This window comes from Amycolatopsis rifamycinica (assembly GCF_000695625.1).
Taxonomy (GTDB): Bacteria; Actinomycetota; Actinomycetes; order Mycobacteriales; family Pseudonocardiaceae; genus Amycolatopsis; species Amycolatopsis rifamycinica.
This window is the reverse complement of the sequence record NZ_JMQI01000083.1, coordinates 104400-122332: the sequence shown is the minus strand read 5'-3', so window position 1 is coordinate 122332 and position 17933 is coordinate 104400. Positions and strand designations below refer to the sequence as shown.

Genomic DNA, 17933 nt, shown 5'->3' with positions numbered 1-17933 from the left:
TTAGCACTCTGGTCGGATGAGTGCCAGCAAAGGAGCCGTCAGTGCCTACGTACCAGTACGCCTGCAAAGAATGCGACCACCGGTTCGAAGCCGTGCAGTCGTTCTCGGACCCGAGCCTGACCGTCTGCCCGCAGTGCTCCGGGGTGCTGCGCAAGGTCTTCAGCTCGGTCGGCGTCGTCTTCAAGGGCAGCGGGTTCTACCGCACCGACTCGCGCGACTCGAGCAAGTCGAGCACCGCGTCCGCCCCGGCGAAGACCGAGACCAAGACGGAGTCGAAGTCCGACACGAGCTCGGCATCCTCCTCTTCGACCACGACGAAGACGGCCGCCGCGGCGTCCTGACCGCGGAGTTGTCCACAACACCCCGGTTGTCCACAGATGCCGGACGTGGCCCTTCCGGCGGCCCGTCCGGCTCCCTAACGTCGATCTTGTGCGGCACCCCGCCGCACCCGATCCGGCCGAGGGGGCCCCGTGGACATCCTGGCGAAGCTCCGCACACTCCACCCGAACCGGCTGCCGACCCGGCGGACGCGGCTCATCCGCCGCTGGCTCGCCGCCGGCCTGCTCGTGCTGGGCGGGCTGTCGCTCGTCCACCCCGGTTCCGCGCGAGGCGCACCGACCGTCCTCGCGGCACATGACCTCCCTCCCGGCGCGACGCTGCGCGCCGCCGACGTCCGGCTGGCCGACCTGCCCGACGAAGCGCGTCCGACGGGCGTGCTGAGCACCCTCGACGCCGTCGACGGGCACCTGCTGGCGAGTGCCGTCCGCGCCGGTGAGCCGCTGACCGACGTCCGGCTGGCCACCGTCCCCGACCGGGTTGATCCCGGCACGGCGACCGTCCCGGTCCGGCTGGCCGACGTGGCCGTCGCCGAACTGCTCCGGCCCGGGCAACGCGTCGACGTCGTCGCGGCGCCGGATCCGGCAGCGCCCGCCACCGTGCTGGCGGGCGGAGCGACGGTGGTGACGATCGGGCACCGGGAGCCGTCCGCACCCAAGGGACCGCTGGTGCTCCTCCGCCTCCCCGAAGCGGCCGCGACGACGGTGGCGGCGATTTCACTGGAGCGTCCGGTAACGGTTACTCTCCGCTAGCCCACGCCCGCCGAGACGGGCGAGGGCGTCCCCGTCCCGGTACGTGAGGAGAGCAAGGTGCTCAAAGGTTTCAAGGACTTCCTGATGCGCGGCAACGTCGTCGACCTCGCCGTGGCGGTGGTCATCGGCTCGGCGTTCACGGCGATCGTCACGGCGTTCACCAACGGCCTGATCAAGCCGCTGATCAACACCATCGGCGGCACGGACGCCGCGCAGGGCCTGGGGTTCAAGATCTTCCCCAGCAACCCCTCGACGTTCTTGGACTTCGGCGGCGTGATCAACGCGGCGATCAACTTCGTGCTGGTCGCGGCGGTGGTCTACTTCGTGATCGTGATGCCGGTCAAGAAGCTGCAGGAGCGCCGCAAGCGCGGCCAGGAGCCGGGCCCGTCGGAGCCGACGGACGTGGAGCTGCTGATCGAGATCCGCGACCTGCTCCGCGCGCAGTACCAGCGCGACACCGACCGCGACTGAGCCCGGTCAGCGGTCGTGGTGCGGTGGCCGGTTCTCCCGGTACCAGTCGTCCGGGAGGCCGGTGCGCCGCTCGGGGTCACGCTCATCGGAGGTCGTCTCGGGCAGGACGTCCCCGAAGATCTCGTCGACCCGGCGGCGCTGCTCGCTGGTCTGGGGTTTCCGCTGTTCACCCGGCATATCCCCAGTGTCCCACGACACGGTGTTTGACAACTCCAGAGAGCTGCGAGTTCCGGCCGGTGCCCGGACCACCGACAGCCACGCTGGGCGCCTGAGCGGACGTGGCGCCCGGTTCCCACACCCGGACGAGCTCCTCGACCGTCACTTCGGACAGCCCCGAGCAGCCGGCCTTCCCGGCGAGCTGAAGCTCCCGGAGCCGCCGGGGCCGCCGATGCGGAATCGAGGTCACACCTCTTCGAGGCCGGAAAGCTCGTCGATCACGTGCGGGACGAGCGAGGTCAACGTCGCCATCCCGTCGCGCACGGCGGACCGCGACCCGGCCAGGTTGACCACGAGCGTGCTGCCCGACACCCCGGCGAGCCCGCGCGAAATCCCGGCGTCGACCGCGCCGGCGGCCAGCCCGGAGGCGCGGATGGCCTCGCTGATGCCCGGGATGGGCCGGTCGAGCACACCGGCGGTGGCGTCCGGGGTCCGGTCCCGCGGCAGCACGCCGGTGCCGCCGACGGTGATCACCAGGTCGGCGCCGCCGATCACGGCCGTGTTGAGCGCGTTGCGGATACCCGCGGTCTCGGCCTCGACCACCACGACACCGTCGACGATGAAGCCCGCTTCTTCGAGCAGCTCCGTGACCAGCGGGCCAGTGGTGTCCTCGTGCTCGCCGTGCGCCACGCGATCGTCCACGATGACCACGAGGGCCCGGCCCAGCCGTTGTGCACTCCGTTCCATGGCGCCCACCGTAGCCGGTTTCGGCGGCCGGCCGCCGGGAGGTGCCGGGTGAGTTCTGACGATTCCGTGACGTGCCGGCGCGGGCCCGGGCGGGCCCCGGCGATGGCCCCTAGCGTGGCCGGTGTGCGCGTACTGGTCACCGGCGGAGCCGGGTTCATCGGGTCCCACATCGCCGACCTCCTGGCCGACGGCGGTGACGAGGTCGTGGTGCTGGACAACCTCCTCCCCACCGCCCACGGTTCCCCCACGCCGCCGCCGTACACCGGCAGGCACCGGTTCCTGCGCGGCGACGTCACGGACACGGAGATCGTCGCGGAGCTGCTGGACGGCGTCGACGCGGTCTGCCACCAGGCGGCGGTGGTCGGGCACGGGATCGACCCGTCGGACGCGCCGTCGTACGCCCTGCACAACGACTACGGCACGGCGGTGCTGCTGGCCGGGATGCACGAGGCCGGCGTCCGGAAGCTGGTCCTGGCCTCGTCGATGGTTGTCTACGGCGAAGGCCGCTACGCCTGTCCGGACCACGGCGTGGTGGCGCCGGCACCACGCCGCCAGTCCGATGTGGACGCCGGGCGCTTCGAGCCACGCTGCCCCTCGTGCGAAGCGGGGCTGAGCTGGCAGCTGGTGCCCGAGGACGCGCCGCTGAACCCCCGAAGCACGTACGCGGCGACGAAGCTGGCTCAGGAGCACCTGGCGGGCGCGTGGGCCCGGCAGACGGGCGGCACCGTGTGGGCGATGCGCTACCACAACGTCTACGGCCCGCGGATGCCCCAGAACACCCCGTACGCCGGAGTCGCGTCGTTGTTCCGCTCGGCGCTGGTGCGCGGCGAGGCCCCACGGGTCCTGGAGGACGGCCGCCAGCAACGCGACTTCGTCCACGTCCACGACGTGGCGAGGGCGAACGTGCTGGCCCTGCGGACGGAAGGCCCGGCGGGCGACATCACCCCGCTGAACATCTGCTCCGGCACGCCACACACGGTGGGCGAGCTGGCGGAGGAGCTGTCCCGAGCCTGCGACGGACCGGCCCCGAAGGTGCTGGGCGGCGCCCGCCCGGCCGACGTCCGCCACGTGGTCGCCGACCCGGCCCGTGCCCGCGAGCTGCTCGGCTTCACCGCGGAAATCGACTTCGCGAAGGGCATCGCCGACTTCGCCACGGCGGAGCTGCGTGCCCCCGTCACCCCGTGAAGGCCTGAGCGACGGTCAGGCTGTCTTCGTAGACGTGGTAGCGCGTGATCACGCCATTGTCGACGGTGAGGTGCAGCGCGCAGCGGGCTGCATAAGGCCGGCCGGTGGCCTTAACCGTCTGTCGGATCTCGCCGAGCACCACGGCGTCGCGGCCGTCGACCAGGATCCTCGGCGCCACACCACCCGCCCTTCGTGGACCGCGTCGAGCTCCCGGAAGTGGTCGGCAACCTCGGCGCGCGTCGACCGCGGCCGAATCCACGGTGTCGCGGGGTGTCCGGTCTCGGGCCAGTCGAGCTGCCAGTCGACGATGTCCGCGAACAGCTCGGCGATCCGGTCCGGATCCCCTTCGGCCAGCCGGCCGAGCAACTCGGCCACGGCGGCCCGGGTGCTCGCCGCCACGCCGGTGAACTGGTAGTCGCGGCGGATCAGGCTGTCCTGGTCCAGCAGCAGGAAAACCGTGCCGCTCCACACCGGGGCACCACCGGCCGCCGGCACCATGTGGGTGGTGAAGGTGACCGCGCCGTGGTGGGTCACGACGTCGTCCGCCGCCGTGAAACGAAGGATCCCGGCGCGACGAACCGTCGTGTGCGCCGGTGACCCGGGCCTCGATGACATCGCGTCCCCGGTGCTCGGCGCTTCCGGTGTGGTGCACGCCGTCCTCGGCCCACAGCCCGGCGATGCCCCGGCGGCGCGCGGCGGGGTCCGGCTCGTTCCACACCGCCACATAGCGGTCGATCAGGGGTGAAGTCATGACCGGGACGCTAGAGCGGGTTTGCTGGGCAGTCCCGGGGGCCGGAGCACCGCCCGGGGCACGAGGGCGGCTACTGCCTCCTGGACGGCTATCAGACCCGGCTGGCCGGGCTCACGGCGGAGGAAGCCGAAGCTCTCCTGGCCAACGTCCCGGCCGCAGCCGCCCAGCTGGGCTTGACATCCGCGGCGGCCACCGCACAGCTCAAGCTGATGGCCGCACTTCCCGCCGAACTGCGCGGCCGCGCGGGCCGGTTCACCTCGCCCTCCCGCCCTGGTACCTCGAGCGCACACCTCACCTGGCGCCGATCGCGGAAGCGACCTGCAACCAGCGCCCTGCGGATCCGCGGATCCGCTACTTCCGCTGTGCGGAGCCGCACGAGATCACCCGGACCGTGCAGCCGCACGAACTGGTGGCAACTGGTAACTCGTCGCGCGCGGTGAGGAGCAGTTCCGCACCTACCGGATTCCCCGCATCCTCGACGCGGACGTCCTCGACCAGCCGTTCGACCGCGCCGAAGGATTCCATCTGACGAGCCACTGGCAGAGCTACCTCGCCCACTTCGACCGGCGACGCCAACACGCCACGAACATCACCCATCCCACCGGGGCCGGCCGCCGGACGACACTGCGGCAATCCCAACGCACAATGGCGTGGCTTCAGGAAATCGCGAGCGGCAGGCGCACCTCGAACCGGCACCCCGGCCCGTGGTTGTGCACCCCGATCCGGCCGCGATGGGCTTCGACCAGCCCCTTGGCGATGGCCAGGCCGAGCCCGCCACCACTGGTCGTTCCGCCGCGCTCGGGCGTCCGGGCCTGCGTCCCGCGGAAGGCGACGTCGAACACCCGGTTGATCTCGTCGTCCGGGATGCCGCCGCAGGAGTCGTCGACGGCCAGGAGGGCCTCGTTACCGTCGACGCCGATCTGCACCGCCACCGTCCCGTCCGGCGGCGTGTGGCGGATCGCGTTGGACACCAGGTTGCGCACGATCCGGGCCAGCTCCGGGTCGCTGCCGGTCACCACCGGCCAGGTCGACGCGTTGGCGAGCACCTGAACCCGCTTCCGCTGGGCCACCGGTGCCTGGGCGGCCACGGCGTCGCTCACGACGTCCCGCAGCGGCACCGCCGACATCGTGAGCTCCAGGGCGCCGGCGGTGATCCGCGACAGCTCGAACAGGTCGCCGACCATCGCGGACAGCCGCCGGGTCTCGCCGCCGATCCGCTGGGCGTAGTCGGCGACCTCGTCGCGTTCGGACACCACGCCGTCGGCCAGTGCTTCGGCCATCGCCTGGATCCCAGCCAGCGGGCTGCGCAGGTCGTGGCTGATCCAGGCGACGAGTTCGCGCCGCGACGCCTCGGCGGCGCGTTCCCGCTCGCGCGCTTCGCGTTCCCACACGCTGCGGCGCGCGATGGCCCGGCCGAGGATGATCGCCGCGGGCACGGTGACCAGCGCGACGAGCAGGCAGACCAAGAGCATCGTCGTCAGGGCCGGGGTGAACATGAACCCGCTGATCCCCAGGACGCCGACCAGCGTGGCCAGCACCGGGATCAGCACCAGCACCGAGAGCGTGGTGGTCAGCGAACCGCGGCGCAGGACGTACAACGCCACGCCGCCCAGCGCCGCGACCGGCAGCGAGAACAGCAGCGCGAACGGCAGGATGTGCCAGAGATGCGTCAGCATCTCCGGCAAGGATTCGCCCGAGCCGATCACGGCTGCTCCCGGTCGTAGCGGTAGCCGACACCCCACACGGTCGCCACCCGGGTCGGCTTGGCCGGGTCGCGCTCGATCTTCTCGCGCAGCCGTCGCACGTGGACGGTCACTGTGGACTGATCGCCGAAGTCCCAGCCCCACACCTTCTCGAGCAGGTCCGCGCGGGAGAAGGCGACGCCGGGGTGGGCGAGGAAGAAGGCCAGCAGGTCGAACTCCCTGGTCGTCAGCGGCAGTTCGCGGCCGCCCCGGGTCGCGGTCCGCGCCTTCATCTGCAGGCGCAGGTCACCGTCCACCAGCTCGGCGGCGGCCGGCTCCGGGCGTGGCATCCGGGCGCGGCGCAGCACCGAAGCCACGCGGAGGGCGAGTTCCTTAGGGCTGAAAGGTTTCGTCACGTAGTCGTCGGCGCCGAGCTGGAGCCCGGCGATGCGGTTCTCCTCCTCGCCGAGGGCGGTCAGCATGACGATCGGCACCTGGCTGACCTGGCGCAGCCGCCGGCACACCTCGAGGCCGTTGATGCCCGGCATCATGACGTCGAGCACGACCAGGTCGGGCTCGTGGGCGGCGAACTTCGCCAGGCCCTCGGCGCCGTCGCCGGCCAGGCCGACGGTGAACCCGGCCACCTCGAGGTACCGGCGGACCACGTCGCGGACCGTCTCGTCGTCGTCGACCACGAGCACCCGCCCGGCCTGATCGTTCATCACGTCTCCCTCACCAGCCCGTCAGCAACAGGTGGTTGACCACCAGCGCCGTCGCCGCCTGCGCGGCGAGCCACCACCGGCGCCCGGGCCGCGGCAGCAGCGCCGTCATCGGCAGCAACCACACCCCGAACGGTAGCCAGATCCGTTCGGTCTCGGCTTTCGACAGGCCCGAGACGTCGGCGAAGAGGATGGCGGCCAGTGCGGCGAGGCCGAGCAGGAGCACCGGATCGGTGAGGAGGCCCCGGCGCGGGGACCCCAGCCCACGTCGGACGGCGGCCACGACGGCGGGGCCGAGGGCGACAGTGACGGCCGCCAGGTCGGCCCACACCCAGTACGAGTACGGCCGGACCAGCGCGACGCCCTGGTAGTAGCGCTCCACGACCAGGTGGTAGCCGTCGAGCCACCAGAAACCCGCCCAGGCGAAGACGCCGACGACGACGAGGGCCGCGGCGATCGCCAGTGCCGCGGCGCGCCACTGCCGGCCGAGGACGGCGACGGCCACCGCGAGCACGCCGAGCAGCACCAGGCCGTACGACAGGAAGATCCCGAAGCCCAGCAGCACCCCGGCGGCCAGGCCGGCCGGAACGGCGTACCGGCGGCCGTGGGCGAACCCCGTCGCGGACAGCGCGAGCAGCGCCAGCCCGGTGGCGGTGACCCCGGCGAACAGGCCGTCCGCCGAGACGCCGATCCACACCGCGCCGGGGGTGAGGACGGCGAACGGCAGCACCACGCGGGCCGCGTCGGGCCGGCCGAGCAGGGCGACCGTGGCCGGCACGGCCACCGCCACCAGGCTCCCGGCGAGCACCACGGCCGTGGCCGCCCACGCGCCGCCGTACAGGCCGAGGCGGTCCAGCCAGACGAAGACGAGCGTCGCGCCCGGCGGGTGGCCGGACACGTGCGTCGTCCACGAGTGCGGCTGGAAGTCGAGGATGCGGGAGGAGAACTCGCGCAGCATCCGCGGGATGTCGGTGATCCCCGGGACCTCGTGGAGGTACTCCTGCGGGATGGTGAGGTGCCCGGCGAAGCCGCGGGACCAGCCGTCGACCATGGCCAGCGAGAAGATCCAGGCGAGCGAGGCGAGGTAGCCGGCGGCGAGCGCACGGCGCCACGGCAGACGGGCGGCCAGCTCCGTGCCGTGGAGCACCACCGCGACCGCGACGAGCACGGCGAACACCGAGCCCGGGCCGACGTGGGGCAGCCAGTCGGCGAACAGCGGCGGCGAGGACACGAAGATGATCACGCCCGAGTGCGGCCGGTTGTAGTACAGGCCGACCGCGGTGGCCGCGGCGACCAGCACCACCGCCGCGGCGACGGCCAGGAGGTCGGCACGGCGGCCGGAGACCGGGGCTTCGGGTTCGCGGGCAGGCGGCTCGGCGAGCCGGGCTGCCGGATTCGGCTCGCTCATCGTCGCCCACCGTAGGTCCGCGGCGGGCGATCCGCGCCCTCGGAACGGCAGCCGTAACGACGCGGTAAGAACTCCCCGGACGTCATGATTCGGTAAGCGCCGCAAGGGTTCTGCGGCACGGGCGACGGACTTACGGTCGGCGCCGTGACTGACTTGGAAGTGGACGTCGTCCTCCCCTGCCTCGACGAAGCGGCCGCCCTGCCCGGCGTGCTGGCCGGCCTGCCGCCGGGCTACCGCGCGATTGTGGTCGACAACGGTTCGGCCGACGGCTCCCCGGATGTGGCGGCCTCGCTCGGCGCGAAGGTCGTCCACGAGCCGCGCCGCGGCTACGGCGCGGCCGTGCACGCGGGGCTGGAAGCCGCGACCGCGGACATCGTGTGCTTCGCCGACGCCGACGGCTCCTTGGACCTCGCCGACCTGACGCGGCTGGTGTCCGCGGTCGAAGGCGGCGCCGACCTGGCCGTCGGACGCCGGGTGCCGACCGGTCCGGGAGTGTGGCCGTGGCACGCCAGAGCCGGCAACGTCGTGCTGGCCCTGCTGTTGCGCAGCCGCGGGCTGCCGGTGCGGGACATCGCGCCCCTGCGCGCCGCGGACCGGCGGGCGCTGCTCGGCCTGGGCGTCGCGGACCGGGCGTTCGGCTATCCCCTGGAGCTGCTGATCAAGGCCCAGCGTGCGGGGTGGCGGGTCCGCGAGTTCGACGTCCGCTACGGCGAGCGTGCCCGGGGCACGAAGTCGAAGGTGTCCGGGTCGGTGCGGGGGACGCTGCGGGCGGTCCGCGACTTCGGGCGGGTGCTGGCCCGATGACGCGCCCGTTCATCCTGCTCGTCGTGGCCAAGGCGCCGGTCGCGGGCCTCGCGAAGACCCGGCTCTGCCCGCCCGCGACCCCGGCTCAGGCGGCCGAAATCGCCGCGGCCGCACTGCTCGACACCCTCGACGCCGTGGGCGCGGTGCCCGGCGCCCTGCCCGTCGTCGCGATGACCGGGGACCTCGGGGCCGCCGCCCGGACCGCCGAACTCGGCGCGGCACTCCGGCGCTCGACCGTCATCGCCCAGCGTGGCTGGGACTTCGGCGCCCGGCTGGCGAACGCCCACGCGGACGCCGCCGCGGTGCACGCCGGCCTGCCGATCCTCCAGATCGGCATGGACACCCCGCAGGTCACGCCCGAGTCCCTCGCCGCGGCGGCCGCACCCGTCGTGCACGGCGGCCACGACGCCGTGCTCGGCCCGGCCGCGGACGGCGGCTGGTGGGCGCTGGGGCTCGCCGATCCGCGGCACGCGCAGGTCCTCGCGGGCGTCCCGATGTCCCGCGAGGACACCGGCGAACGCACATTGCGGGCCCTCACGGCGAGCGGTCTGCGGCCACGGCGAGGAGCCGTTCTGTCCGATGTGGACACCATGGCGGATGCCCGTTCGGTGGCGGAGTTGTGCCCGCACGGCCGCTTCGCCCGCGCCGTCATGGCCGTCGGAAAGGCGGTGGCGTGATGACGGCCCCCGTGATGACCGGCCACGAGTTCGACCGCGGCCTGCTCGGCCACCGGTGCTGGCTCGAGCTGGCGAACGGCGAGCGGATCGAGCTGGCGGTGGAACGCTGGGCGGAACCGTCCGAGGGCGACGACGTCCTGCTCGGCGCGTGCTCCGGCCCGACCGTCGACCTCGGCTGCGGGCCCGGCAGGCTCACCGCGGCGCTGGCCGCGCGCGGGATCGCCGCACTGGGCGTGGACAGCTCACGCACGGCCGTCGGGCTGACCCGGCGGCGCGGGGCGAGCGCGTTGCAGCGCGACCTCTTCGACCGCCTGCCCGGCGAAGGGCGATGGCGGCACGCGCTGCTCGCCGACGGCAACATCGGCATCGGCGGTGACCCGGCCGCGCTGCTGCGGCGCACAGCGCGGCTGATCGCCGCCGACGGTGACGTCCTCGTCGAACTGGACCCGCCCGGCCGGGGCCTGCGGCACGAGCGCGTCCGGCTCCGGCCCGGCCACGCCGACGTCGCCTGGTTCACCTGGGCCTGGGTCGGGGTCGACGCGATCGCCGAGGTCGCCGCGCGCGCCGGGTTGCGCGTCGACTGGACCACCCGGCGCGGGCACCGCTGGTTCGCACGATTGGAGCGACCGTGAAACTCCCGATCCCGGCGGAAGAGCAGTTCCGGGCCCCGGCGCACCACGAACGGGTGACGTCGAAAATCGGCCTGGCCCTCGCGGTCACGTTCACGACGTGCTTCGTGACCGGATTGCTCAGCCACCTCATCCAGCACCCACCCGGGTGGTTCTTCTGGCCCAGCCGTCCGATCGGGCTTTACCGCCTCACGCAGGGGCTGCACGTGATCTCGGGCGTGGCGTCGATCCCGTTGCTGCTGGCGAAACTGTGGAGCGTCTACCCGAAACTGTTCGGCCGGCCGCTCGTCCGCTCGCTGCCGCACGCGCTGGAGCGGCTGTCGATCCTGGTGCTGTCCGGTGCGGCGTTCTTCGAGCTGACGACCGGGCTGCTGAACGTCGCGCAGAACTACCCCTGGGGCTTCTACTTCCCTCAGGTGCACTACGCGGTCGCGTGGCTGGCGATCGGCTCGATCCTGGTGCACGTCGCGGTGAAGCTGCCGATCATCCGCCGCGCCCTGAGCCGGGCCACCATCGAGGAGCCGCCGGCTGAGGGGCTGTCGCGGCGGGGTTTCCTGATGACCACCGGCCTGGCGACCGGCGTCGCGGTCGTGGCCACCGCGGGCGCGACGGTCCCGTTCCTGCGCGGCGTCTCGGCGCTTTCCTGGAGGACCGGCAAGGGCACCCAGGACCTCCCGGTGAACCGCACGGCGGCCGCCGCGGGCGTCACGTGGTCGCCGGCCTGGCGGCTGTCGGTGGTGACCCCGCGAGGCACGACGAAGTTCTCGCTCGACGAGCTGCGCGCCCTGCCGCAGACGACGGCGGAGCTCCCGATCGCGTGCGTCGAGGGCTGGAGCCAGTCCGCCACCTGGCGCGGAATCTCCCTGCCCACGCTGCTGAAAACCGTCGGCGCGGCACCGGGTACGGCGGTCCGGGTGTCCTCTTCGGAGCGTGGCGGACTGTACGGCGTCAGCATGCTCCCGGGCGAACACACGGCCGACGAGCTGACGCTGCTGGCCCTGGAGCTGAACGGCGAGGTCCTCGCCCCCGACCACGGCTTTCCCTGCCGGATCATCGCGCCGAACCGTCCCGGGGTGCTGCAGACGAAGTGGGTCACGAAACTGGAGGCGCTGTGAAGACCGCCCGTGCGCTCCTCGCGCTGCCCGGCCTCGCGGCACTGGCGTGGGGCGTGGTGCTGTTCGCCGAGTACGCGCTGCCCCTGCGTCCCGACGTCTTCGGCACGGTCGGCTGGATCATCGGCGGCCCGATCGTCAACGACGCGGTCATCGCCCCGCTGACGGCAGTCCTCGGCGTCGCCTTGGCCCGCCTCCTCCCGTCTCGCTGGCGAACCCCCGTCATCGCGGGCACGGTCATCACCGCCGCGCTGGCCATCTTGGCGTTCCCGCTGCTCTGGCGGCCGTACGGAACCCCACCGATGCCCGGCCTCCACGACACCAACCCGGCCCCCGCCCTGGCCCTCACCTTGGCCGCGGTCTGGCTGGCCGTGGCCCTGACCGCCCTCCGCCCCCGTGTCGTCCCCCCAATCACACGTGATGCCCCTCCAATCACGAGTGATGCCCCGCCAATCACACGTGATGCCCTTCCAATCACGCGGGATACCCGTCCCGACACGCCAACCGACCCTCCAGACAAACCGGCCGCCCCATCAGACACACCGGCTGACCCTCCGGCCTCGCCGACCGCCCCTCTAGACACACCGGCCGACCCTCCAGACACGCGAGCCGACCCGCCGGCCTCACCGGCCTCACCGGCCGACCCTCCCGGTACGCGAGCCGACCATCCAGGCCCACCGGCCGACCGCCACCGTCCCGGTCCCTGACCCGGGCACAAATGCGGCCACGCGCGACCGGCATCGAGTGCCTGGTCGCGCGTGGCCTTGTGGGTCCGGCCCCGGGAACGGGGGTCGAGCCGAAGCTGGTCTCGGCCGCGCCGAGGCGGCCGAGCGTCTGGAACGGGATCAGTTGGGCTGGACCGGCTGTCCGCCGAACGTCACCTCGACCGTGCGGCCGTCGGCGAGCGTGAAGGTCGCCTTCTCGTCGGGGGCCCGGGTGCGGACCGCCGCGACCAGCGTGTCGGCCGAGTCGATCGGGCGGTCGTCGATCTTGGTGACGATGTCGCCCGCCTTCAGGCCGGCCTTCTCCGCCGGGCTGCCGGCCTTGATGGCACCGAGCTCGGCGCCGCCCTGCGGGGCGTCCTTGACCTCCGCGCCGATGTAGGTCTGCACCGCCTGGCCGGTCTTGATGATCGTGTCCGCGGTGCGGCGCGCCTGGTCGATCGGGATCGCGAAGCCGATGCCGACGTTGCCGCCTTCGGACGCGCCCTGGCCCTGTCCGCCCGCCGACTGCGGGCTGTAGATCGCCGAGTTGATGCCGATGACCTGGCCGGCCATGTTCGCCAGCGGGCCACCCGAGTTGCCCGGGTTGATCGCCGCGTCGGTCTGGACGGCGTCCATCACCGTCGTCTGGTCGCCGCTGCTGCCGCCCGCGCGCACCGGCCGGTGCAGCGAGCTGACGATGCCCGAGGTGACCGTGCCGGCCAGTTCGAAGGGCGAGCCGATGGCGACCACCGACTGGCCGACGCGCAGGTCGTCGGACCGGCCGAGCTCCACCGGGGTCAGGTTGCCGACGCCGTTGACCTTGACGACCGCGATGTCGGTCGTCGGGTCGCGGCCGATGACCTTGGCGGCGGCCTTCTTGCCGTCCTGGAACACCGCCTGGATCTGGCCGCCGTTCGCGCCGACCTCGACGACGTGGTTGTTCGTCAGGATGTAGCCGTCGGTGCTGATGACGAACCCGGAGCCCTCGCCCGCGCCCTGCTGGCCGCTGACCTGCAACTCGACCACGCTCGGCGACAGCTTCTGCGCGACGGCCTCGACCGAACCGGCGGGTGCGTTGCCCGTCTGCTGGGCCGGCTTCGGCGCGTTGAGCGCGTTGCTGGCCGGGCCGGACGACCCGCCGGTGAAGTACCCGACCGTTCCGCCCGCGATGCCACCGACCAGCAGCGCGACCAGCGCGACGCCGGCGAGCAGCTTCCCGCCGGACCGCTTCGGCGTCGGCTCCGGCGCGGCCGCGGGGTACACGCCCGTGCCGGACGGCCCGTACGGGTTCGCCGGCGGGTAGACGCTCTGCGGGTTCTGGCCGGATGGCATCTGCGCACCCGGGGCGGACCACGGGTTCGCGGTCTGCCCGCCGTACGCCGGATCGGCCCCGGTCACGGCGTGGTACGACGGCTCGGAGTACTGCGGCGCACCGCCGGACTCGGGCTTGGCCTGGTCACCGTACGGGCTGCCCGCCCAACCGCCCTGAGCCGGCTGCTGGCCGGTCTCGGGGTGCCGCGGCGCCGCGGGGTCGTGCGCGCTGGGGTCGTTCTCGGTCATGTCCTCACCTTGCGCGATGGTCCTGAGAGGTTCCTGAGCCGAACCTGTGCATCGGAGATGAGTATGGCCGCTCAGCCCGCCGCGCGGAGCCGTTCCGCGATCTGTTCCGGGGTCGCGTCGTTGATCCACACCGCCATGCCCGACTCCGACCCCGCCAAGTACTTCAGCTTGTCCTTCGCGCGCAGCACGGAGAACAGTTCCAGGTGGAGCCAGCCGAGCTCGCGGTCGCGGCGCACCGGCGCCTGGTGCCACGCCGCGATGTAGGGCAGCGGCCGGTCGTACAGCGCGTCGCAGCGGCGCAGCACGTCGAGGTAGACGTCGGCGAAGTCGTCGCGTTCGGCGTCGGTCAGCTCGGGGATGTCCGCGACCTGCCGGTGCGGCACGACGTGCACCTCGACCGGCCAGCGGGCCGCCGGCGGCACGTACGCCGTCCAGTGCTCCCCGGACGCGACGACGCGCGCGCCGGACTTCTGCTCCGCGGCCAGCACGTCGCCGAGCACCGGGCGCCCGTGTTCGGCCTGGTAGGCGCGGGCGACGTCGAGCATCCGCTCGGTCTTCGGCGTGACGAACGGGTAGCCGTAGATCTGCCCGTGCGGGTGCGACAGCGTGACGCCGATTTCCTCGCCGCGGTTCTCGAACGGGAAGACCTGCTCCACCCCGGGCACCTCGGACAGCGCGGCGGTGCGATCGGCCCAGGCGTCCACGACGGCCCGCACCTGCTTCGAGCTCAGCCGCGAGAAAGCGCCGTCGTGGTCGCTGGTGAAGCAGACGACCTCGCAGCGGCCACGTCCCGGCCGCGTCGGCACCAGCCCCAGGCCATCCACAGTGGACGGCGCGCCGACGACGTCCTCGGCGAAGGACGGGAACCGGTTCTCGAAGACGACGACGTCGTAATCGCTTTCCGGGATCTCGCTCGGTTTGCCGGGCTTGCTCGGGCACAGCGGGCAGAGGTCCGCCGGCGGCTTGTAGGTCCGCGTCTGCCGGTGCGCGGCCATCGCGACCCACTCACCGGTCAGCGGGTCACGCCGGATCTCCGACGCGGCCGAAACCGGCGGCAGGTCACGGGTGTCCTCGGCGACGCGGTCGGGCGCTCCGGGCTGGTCGAAGTAGATGATCTCCCGGCCGTCGGCCAGGTGTCGTACGGTTCGCTTCACGCTTCTTCGGCCTCGACCGTCTCCGCCGTTTCGGCGATCATGAGTTCCCCTGCCCTTTCGGCGAGTATTTCCTTGGCCTCGTCGGGAATCCCGTCATCGGTGACGACGACGTCGGCCTCGTCCAGGTCGGCGATCGTCGAGATCCCGACGGTGCCCCACTTCGTGTGGTCGGCGAGCACGACCAGCTTGCGCCCGGCCTCGACCAGCGCGCGGTCGGTCTCGCTCTCGGTGAGGTTCGGCGTGGTGAACCCCGGTCCGTCGGCCATCCCGTGCACGCCGAGGAAGACGGCGTCCAGGTGCAGCGACCGCAGGCTGTGCACGGCGACCGGCCCGACCAGAGCGTCCGACGGCGTCCGCACCCCACCGGTGAGCACGACGGTGCGGTCCGGCTGCGTCGAGGAGCGCAGCACGTCGGCGACCTGGATCGAGTTGGTCACGATGGTGAGCCCGGGGATGGCGTCGAGCGCCCGCGCCAGCGTCCACGTGGTGGTGCCGGCGGAGATGCCGATCGCGGTGCCGGGCCGGATCAGCGTCGCGGCGAGCTCGGCGATGGCTTCCTTCTGCGCCCGCTGGCGCACGGACTTGGCTTCGAAGCCGGGCTCGTCGGTGCTCTTGCCGACGACCGAGGTGGCACCGCCGTACACCTTCTCGACGAGCCCTCGCCCGGCGAGGACGTCGAGGTCGCGACGCACCGTCATGTCGGACACGCCCAGCCTGGTCACGAGGTCGCTCACGCGGACCGCACCGGTCCGGCGTGCCTCTTCCAGGATCACCGCCTGTCGCTGACGCGCCAGCACCGTTCACTCCGTCCGTCGCAGCTCAACCACACAAAATCCTACACGATTCAACACGGACTCCGCTGCGTAGAGGTGGGTGAACTTCGAAACACCAGGTCACGGCCTGAGCAACAACGCACGCACGATGTCCCAGACGAACATGGCTCAGCGTCAGCCGGGTGCCCCCGGCAGCCGGATCGTCATCAGCGCGCCGCCCTCCGGCGCCTGCGAGGCGTACACCGCGCCGCCGTGCCGCTCGGCCGCGTGCTTCACGATGGCCAGCCCGAGTCCCGAGCCCGGCAGGGTCCGCGCCTCCGACGAGCGGTAGAAGCGGTCGAACACCTTGGGCAGGTCCTCTTCGGCGATGCCCGGCCCGGCGTCCGCGACCTCGACGACGGCGGTCCCGTCCCCGAGCGGGTACAGCCGCACCCAGACCGTCGCGTCCGGCGGCGAGAACTTCACCGCGTTGTCGAGCAGGTTCAGCACCGCCCGCTCGAGCGCGCTGTTGTCGCCGGTGAGCACCCACGGCTGCAGCGAGACGTCGAAGTTGATCTCGCCCGCGCGCCGCCGCGCCCGGTCGAGCGCCCGCTCGACGACCTCCAGCAGCTCCACGCGCTCGAAGCGCTCGCGCGGCTCGTCCTGGCGCGCGAGCTCGACCAGGTCGCCGATGAGCTGCGTCAGCTCGTCGAGCTGGCCGCTGATGTCCGCGACGATGTCGATCCGGTCCTCGTCCGGCAGCGGCGGCGCGCCCGGCTTGCTCGCGGCGAGCAGCAGCTCGAGGTTGGTGCGCAGCGACGTCAACGGTGTTCGGAGCTCGTGCCCGGCGTCCGCGACCAGCTGGCGCTGGCGTTCCTGCGAGTCCGCGACCGTGCCGAGCATGGTGTTGAAGGTCTGGGTGAGGCGCGCGAGTTCGTCGTCGCCGCTGACCGGGATGGGCCGCAGGTCGCCGGTCCTGGCGACGCGTTCGGCCGCGGACGTCAGCCGGTCGACCGGGCGCAGGCCGGCCCGCGCGACCGCGGTGCCCGCCGCGGCGGCGACCAGGATGCCGGCGCCGCCGATCAGGAAGAGCACCAGGGCGAGCTCGTTCAGCGTGCGCTTGGTCGGGCCCATCGACTGGGCCAGCACGATGGCCTCGCCGTGCCCGGTCGGCAGGGCGACCACGCGGCTGTCGGTGCGGAAGTCCGTCCGCAGCGACTCCGCCGAATCGCCGTTCGCGACGGCCAGCTCGTCCTGCCCGAACGGCGGCGGCGAGCTCGACAGCGGGTAGGTCATCACGGCGTGCTGGACGTCGGGCGCCGCGTTGAGCTGCCCGATCTGCAGGTCGGCGCTGGCCAGGAAGGCGCCGGGGACCTGCCGGAGCTCGGTCTGCACCTGCGGCGAGTTGGCCGCCGCCTGCGCGCGGGCCAGCAGGCTGTCGTCGAGCTGCTGGTAGAGGTTGCTGCGCACGACCATGTACGCGCCGATCGACACCAGCGCGACGGCGCCGGCGACACAGGCGGCGGCCAGCAGCGTCACCCGGCCGCGCAACGAGAACCGGCGGGCTCCCCAGCGTGTGCCGCGGGGGTCGCCCGGTTCGGTCACGGCGGGGTTTCCCGCAGGACGTACCCCACTCCCCGCACCGTGTGGATCAGCCTCGGTTCGCCCTCCGCCTCCGTCTTGCGGCGCAGATAGCCGACGTAGACCTCCAGCGCGTTGCCCGACGTCGGGAAGTCGTAACCCCATACTTCCTCCAGGATCCGGCCCCGCGTGAGGACGTGCTTCGGGTAGGAGAGGAACAGCTCCAGCAGAGCGAATTCGGTCCGGGTCAGGCTGATCTCGCGGCCGCCGCGGCGGACCTCCCGCGTGCCGGGGTCGAGGGTCAGGTCCGCGAAGGACAGGACCTCCGACGCCTGGCCGTTCGGCCCCTCCGGGATGGCGCGGCGCAGCAGCGCCCGCAGCCGGGCGAGCAGCTCTTCGAGCGCGAAGGGTTTCGGCAGGTAGTCGTCGGCGCCGGCGTCCAGCCCGGACACGCGGTCGGAGACGGTGTCGCGCGCGGTGAGCACGAGGATCGGCAGGTCGTCGCCGGTGCTGCGCAGGCGGCGGGCGACCTCCAGGCCGTCGAGCCGGGGCATCATGACGTCCAGGACCATCGCGTCCGGCCGGTCGGCGATGATCGCCTCCAGGGCCTGCGCACCGTCGCTGGCCAGCTGGACCTGGTAGCCGTTGAACTCCAGGGACCGCCGTAGCGACTCACGGACGGCGCGGTCGTCGTCCACCACAAGGATGCGCATGGCGCTAGTTTTACGCAGCGTGCTGAGACCCGCCTAAGAA

At 72.6% G+C, this 17933-nt stretch carries 19 protein-coding genes; 8 read left to right on the top strand and 11 right to left on the bottom strand.

Annotated elements, in window-relative coordinates:
- Positions 1-41: 41 nt before the first annotated feature.
- The 3 genes from DV20_RS41775 (at position 42) to mscL (ending at position 1559) form a co-directional block, all read left to right on the top strand.
- On the top strand, positions 42-341 hold the full coding sequence (locus DV20_RS41775; RefSeq protein WP_043789354.1) for an FmdB family zinc ribbon protein: 300 nt from the start codon (positions 42-44) through the stop codon (positions 339-341).
- Between the two features lie 129 nt (positions 342-470).
- Positions 471-1088 (top strand): SAF domain-containing protein, encoded by a 618-nt coding sequence (locus DV20_RS41770; protein ID WP_043789352.1) that lies wholly within the window; start codon positions 471-473, stop codon positions 1086-1088.
- A 57-nt stretch (positions 1089-1145) separates the two neighbouring features.
- Positions 1146-1559, top strand: a complete 414-nt coding sequence (gene mscL / locus DV20_RS41765) for a large-conductance mechanosensitive channel protein MscL (RefSeq protein WP_043789350.1) — start codon at positions 1146-1148, stop codon at positions 1557-1559.
- Positions 1560-1565: 6 nt separating this feature from the next.
- On the opposite strand, the gene DV20_RS41760 is transcribed toward mscL, so the two are convergent.
- A complete protein-coding gene (locus DV20_RS41760) occupies positions 1566-1736 on the bottom strand; it encodes a hypothetical protein (protein WP_043789349.1) in 171 nt (56 codons plus the stop codon).
- 225 nt (positions 1737-1961) lie between these two features.
- Complete coding sequence (locus DV20_RS41755; RefSeq protein ID WP_013230045.1) at positions 1962-2462, bottom strand: MogA/MoaB family molybdenum cofactor biosynthesis protein; 501 nt, start codon at positions 2460-2462, stop codon at positions 1962-1964.
- Between the two features lie 123 nt (positions 2463-2585).
- Here DV20_RS41755 and DV20_RS41750 point away from each other — a divergent pair, with 123 nt between their 5' ends.
- Positions 2586-3647 carry an NAD-dependent epimerase/dehydratase family protein gene (locus DV20_RS41750; protein ID WP_043789482.1) on the top strand — a complete coding sequence of 354 codons (1062 nt, stop codon included), beginning with the start codon at positions 2586-2588 and terminating at the stop codon, positions 3645-3647.
- 48 nt (positions 3648-3695) lie between these two features.
- On the opposite strand, the gene DV20_RS41745 is transcribed toward DV20_RS41750, so the two are convergent.
- From DV20_RS41745 to DV20_RS41725, 4 genes are all read right to left on the bottom strand, one after another.
- Complete coding sequence (locus DV20_RS41745) at positions 3696-4181, bottom strand: nuclear transport factor 2-like protein (RefSeq protein WP_235191162.1); 486 nt, start codon at positions 4179-4181, stop codon at positions 3696-3698.
- 873 nt (positions 4182-5054) lie between these two features.
- On the bottom strand, positions 5055-6104 hold the full coding sequence (locus DV20_RS41735; RefSeq protein WP_043789346.1) for a sensor histidine kinase: 1050 nt from the start codon (positions 6102-6104) through the stop codon (positions 5055-5057).
- Positions 6101-6802 carry a response regulator transcription factor gene (locus tag DV20_RS41730; RefSeq protein WP_043789345.1) on the bottom strand — a complete coding sequence of 234 codons (702 nt, stop codon included), beginning with the start codon at positions 6800-6802 and terminating at the stop codon, positions 6101-6103. Before DV20_RS41730 ends, DV20_RS41735 begins: the two co-directional genes overlap by 4 nt.
- Positions 6803-6812: 10 nt before the next feature.
- Entirely contained in the window at positions 6813-8207 is a 1395-nt protein-coding gene (locus DV20_RS41725; RefSeq protein WP_043789342.1) for a hypothetical protein, read from the bottom strand.
- Between the two features lie 159 nt (positions 8208-8366).
- On the opposite strand from DV20_RS41725, the gene DV20_RS41720 reads away from it, so the two are divergent.
- Genes DV20_RS41720 through DV20_RS41705 form a run of 4 tightly spaced genes read left to right on the top strand, consistent with a single transcriptional unit; the run spans position 8367 to position 11432 of the window.
- Positions 8367-9011: a glycosyltransferase family 2 protein gene (locus DV20_RS41720; RefSeq protein WP_043789340.1), complete on the top strand. Its 645-nt coding sequence runs from the start codon at positions 8367-8369 to the stop codon at positions 9009-9011.
- The gene (locus tag DV20_RS41715) at positions 9008-9688 is read left to right on the top strand and encodes a TIGR04282 family arsenosugar biosynthesis glycosyltransferase (RefSeq protein ID WP_043789337.1); all 681 of its coding nucleotides are present in this window, start codon (positions 9008-9010) and stop codon (positions 9686-9688) included. The genes DV20_RS41720 and DV20_RS41715 overlap by 4 nt, the downstream gene beginning before the upstream one ends.
- The gene (locus DV20_RS41710) at positions 9688-10320 is read left to right on the top strand and encodes a methyltransferase domain-containing protein (protein WP_043789335.1); all 633 of its coding nucleotides are present in this window, start codon (positions 9688-9690) and stop codon (positions 10318-10320) included. The genes DV20_RS41715 and DV20_RS41710 overlap by 1 nt, the downstream gene beginning before the upstream one ends.
- A complete protein-coding gene (locus DV20_RS41705) occupies positions 10317-11432 on the top strand; it encodes a molybdopterin-dependent oxidoreductase (protein ID WP_043789333.1) in 1116 nt (371 codons plus the stop codon). Before DV20_RS41710 ends, DV20_RS41705 begins: the two co-directional genes overlap by 4 nt.
- An 842-nt stretch (positions 11433-12274) precedes the next feature.
- On the opposite strand, the gene DV20_RS41695 is transcribed toward DV20_RS41705, so the two are convergent.
- The 5 genes from DV20_RS41695 to DV20_RS41675 all read right to left on the bottom strand — a co-directional run bounded on the left by DV20_RS41695 (position 12275) and on the right by DV20_RS41675 (position 17893).
- Positions 12275-13693, bottom strand: coding sequence for a S1C family serine protease (locus DV20_RS41695; protein WP_043789329.1), 1419 nt, complete (start codon positions 13691-13693; stop codon positions 12275-12277).
- Between the two features lie 71 nt (positions 13694-13764).
- Complete coding sequence (gene galT, locus DV20_RS41690; protein ID WP_043789328.1) at positions 13765-14847, bottom strand: galactose-1-phosphate uridylyltransferase; 1083 nt, start codon at positions 14845-14847, stop codon at positions 13765-13767.
- Positions 14844-15644 carry a DeoR/GlpR family DNA-binding transcription regulator gene (locus DV20_RS41685; RefSeq protein ID WP_043789326.1) on the bottom strand — a complete coding sequence of 267 codons (801 nt, stop codon included), beginning with the start codon at positions 15642-15644 and terminating at the stop codon, positions 14844-14846. The genes galT and DV20_RS41685 overlap by 4 nt, the downstream gene beginning before the upstream one ends.
- A 150-nt stretch (positions 15645-15794) precedes the next feature.
- Entirely contained in the window at positions 15795-17204 is a 1410-nt protein-coding gene (locus DV20_RS41680; RefSeq protein ID WP_043789323.1) for a sensor histidine kinase, read from the bottom strand.
- On the bottom strand, positions 17201-17893 hold the full coding sequence (locus DV20_RS41675; RefSeq protein ID WP_043789320.1) for a response regulator transcription factor: 693 nt from the start codon (positions 17891-17893) through the stop codon (positions 17201-17203). The genes DV20_RS41680 and DV20_RS41675 overlap by 4 nt, the downstream gene beginning before the upstream one ends.
- Positions 17894-17933: the final 40 nt, after the last annotated feature.

Excerpts from the sequence above, each read along its gene's own strand:
- DV20_RS41710 (WP_043789335.1), top strand. The coding sequence starts at position 9,688 with ATGACGGCCCCCGTGATGACCGGCCACGAGTTCGACCGCGGCCTGCTC.
- DV20_RS41715 (WP_043789337.1), top strand. The coding sequence starts at position 9,008 with ATGACGCGCCCGTTCATCCTGCTCGTCGTGGCCAAGGCGCCGGTCGCG.
- DV20_RS41675 (WP_043789320.1), bottom strand. The coding sequence starts at position 17,893 with ATGCGCATCCTTGTGGTGGACGACGACCGCGCCGTCCGTGAGTCGCTA.
- DV20_RS41695 (WP_043789329.1), bottom strand. The coding sequence starts at position 13,693 with ATGACCGAGAACGACCCCAGCGCGCACGACCCCGCGGCGCCGCGGCAC.
- DV20_RS41755 (WP_013230045.1), bottom strand. The coding sequence starts at position 2,462 with ATGGAACGGAGTGCACAACGGCTGGGCCGGGCCCTCGTGGTCATCGTG.
- DV20_RS41760 (WP_043789349.1), bottom strand. The coding sequence starts at position 1,736 with ATGCCGGGTGAACAGCGGAAACCCCAGACCAGCGAGCAGCGCCGCCGG.
- DV20_RS41725 (WP_043789342.1), bottom strand. The coding sequence starts at position 8,207 with ATGAGCGAGCCGAATCCGGCAGCCCGGCTCGCCGAGCCGCCTGCCCGC.
- DV20_RS41730 (WP_043789345.1), bottom strand. The coding sequence starts at position 6,802 with ATGAACGATCAGGCCGGGCGGGTGCTCGTGGTCGACGACGACGAGACG.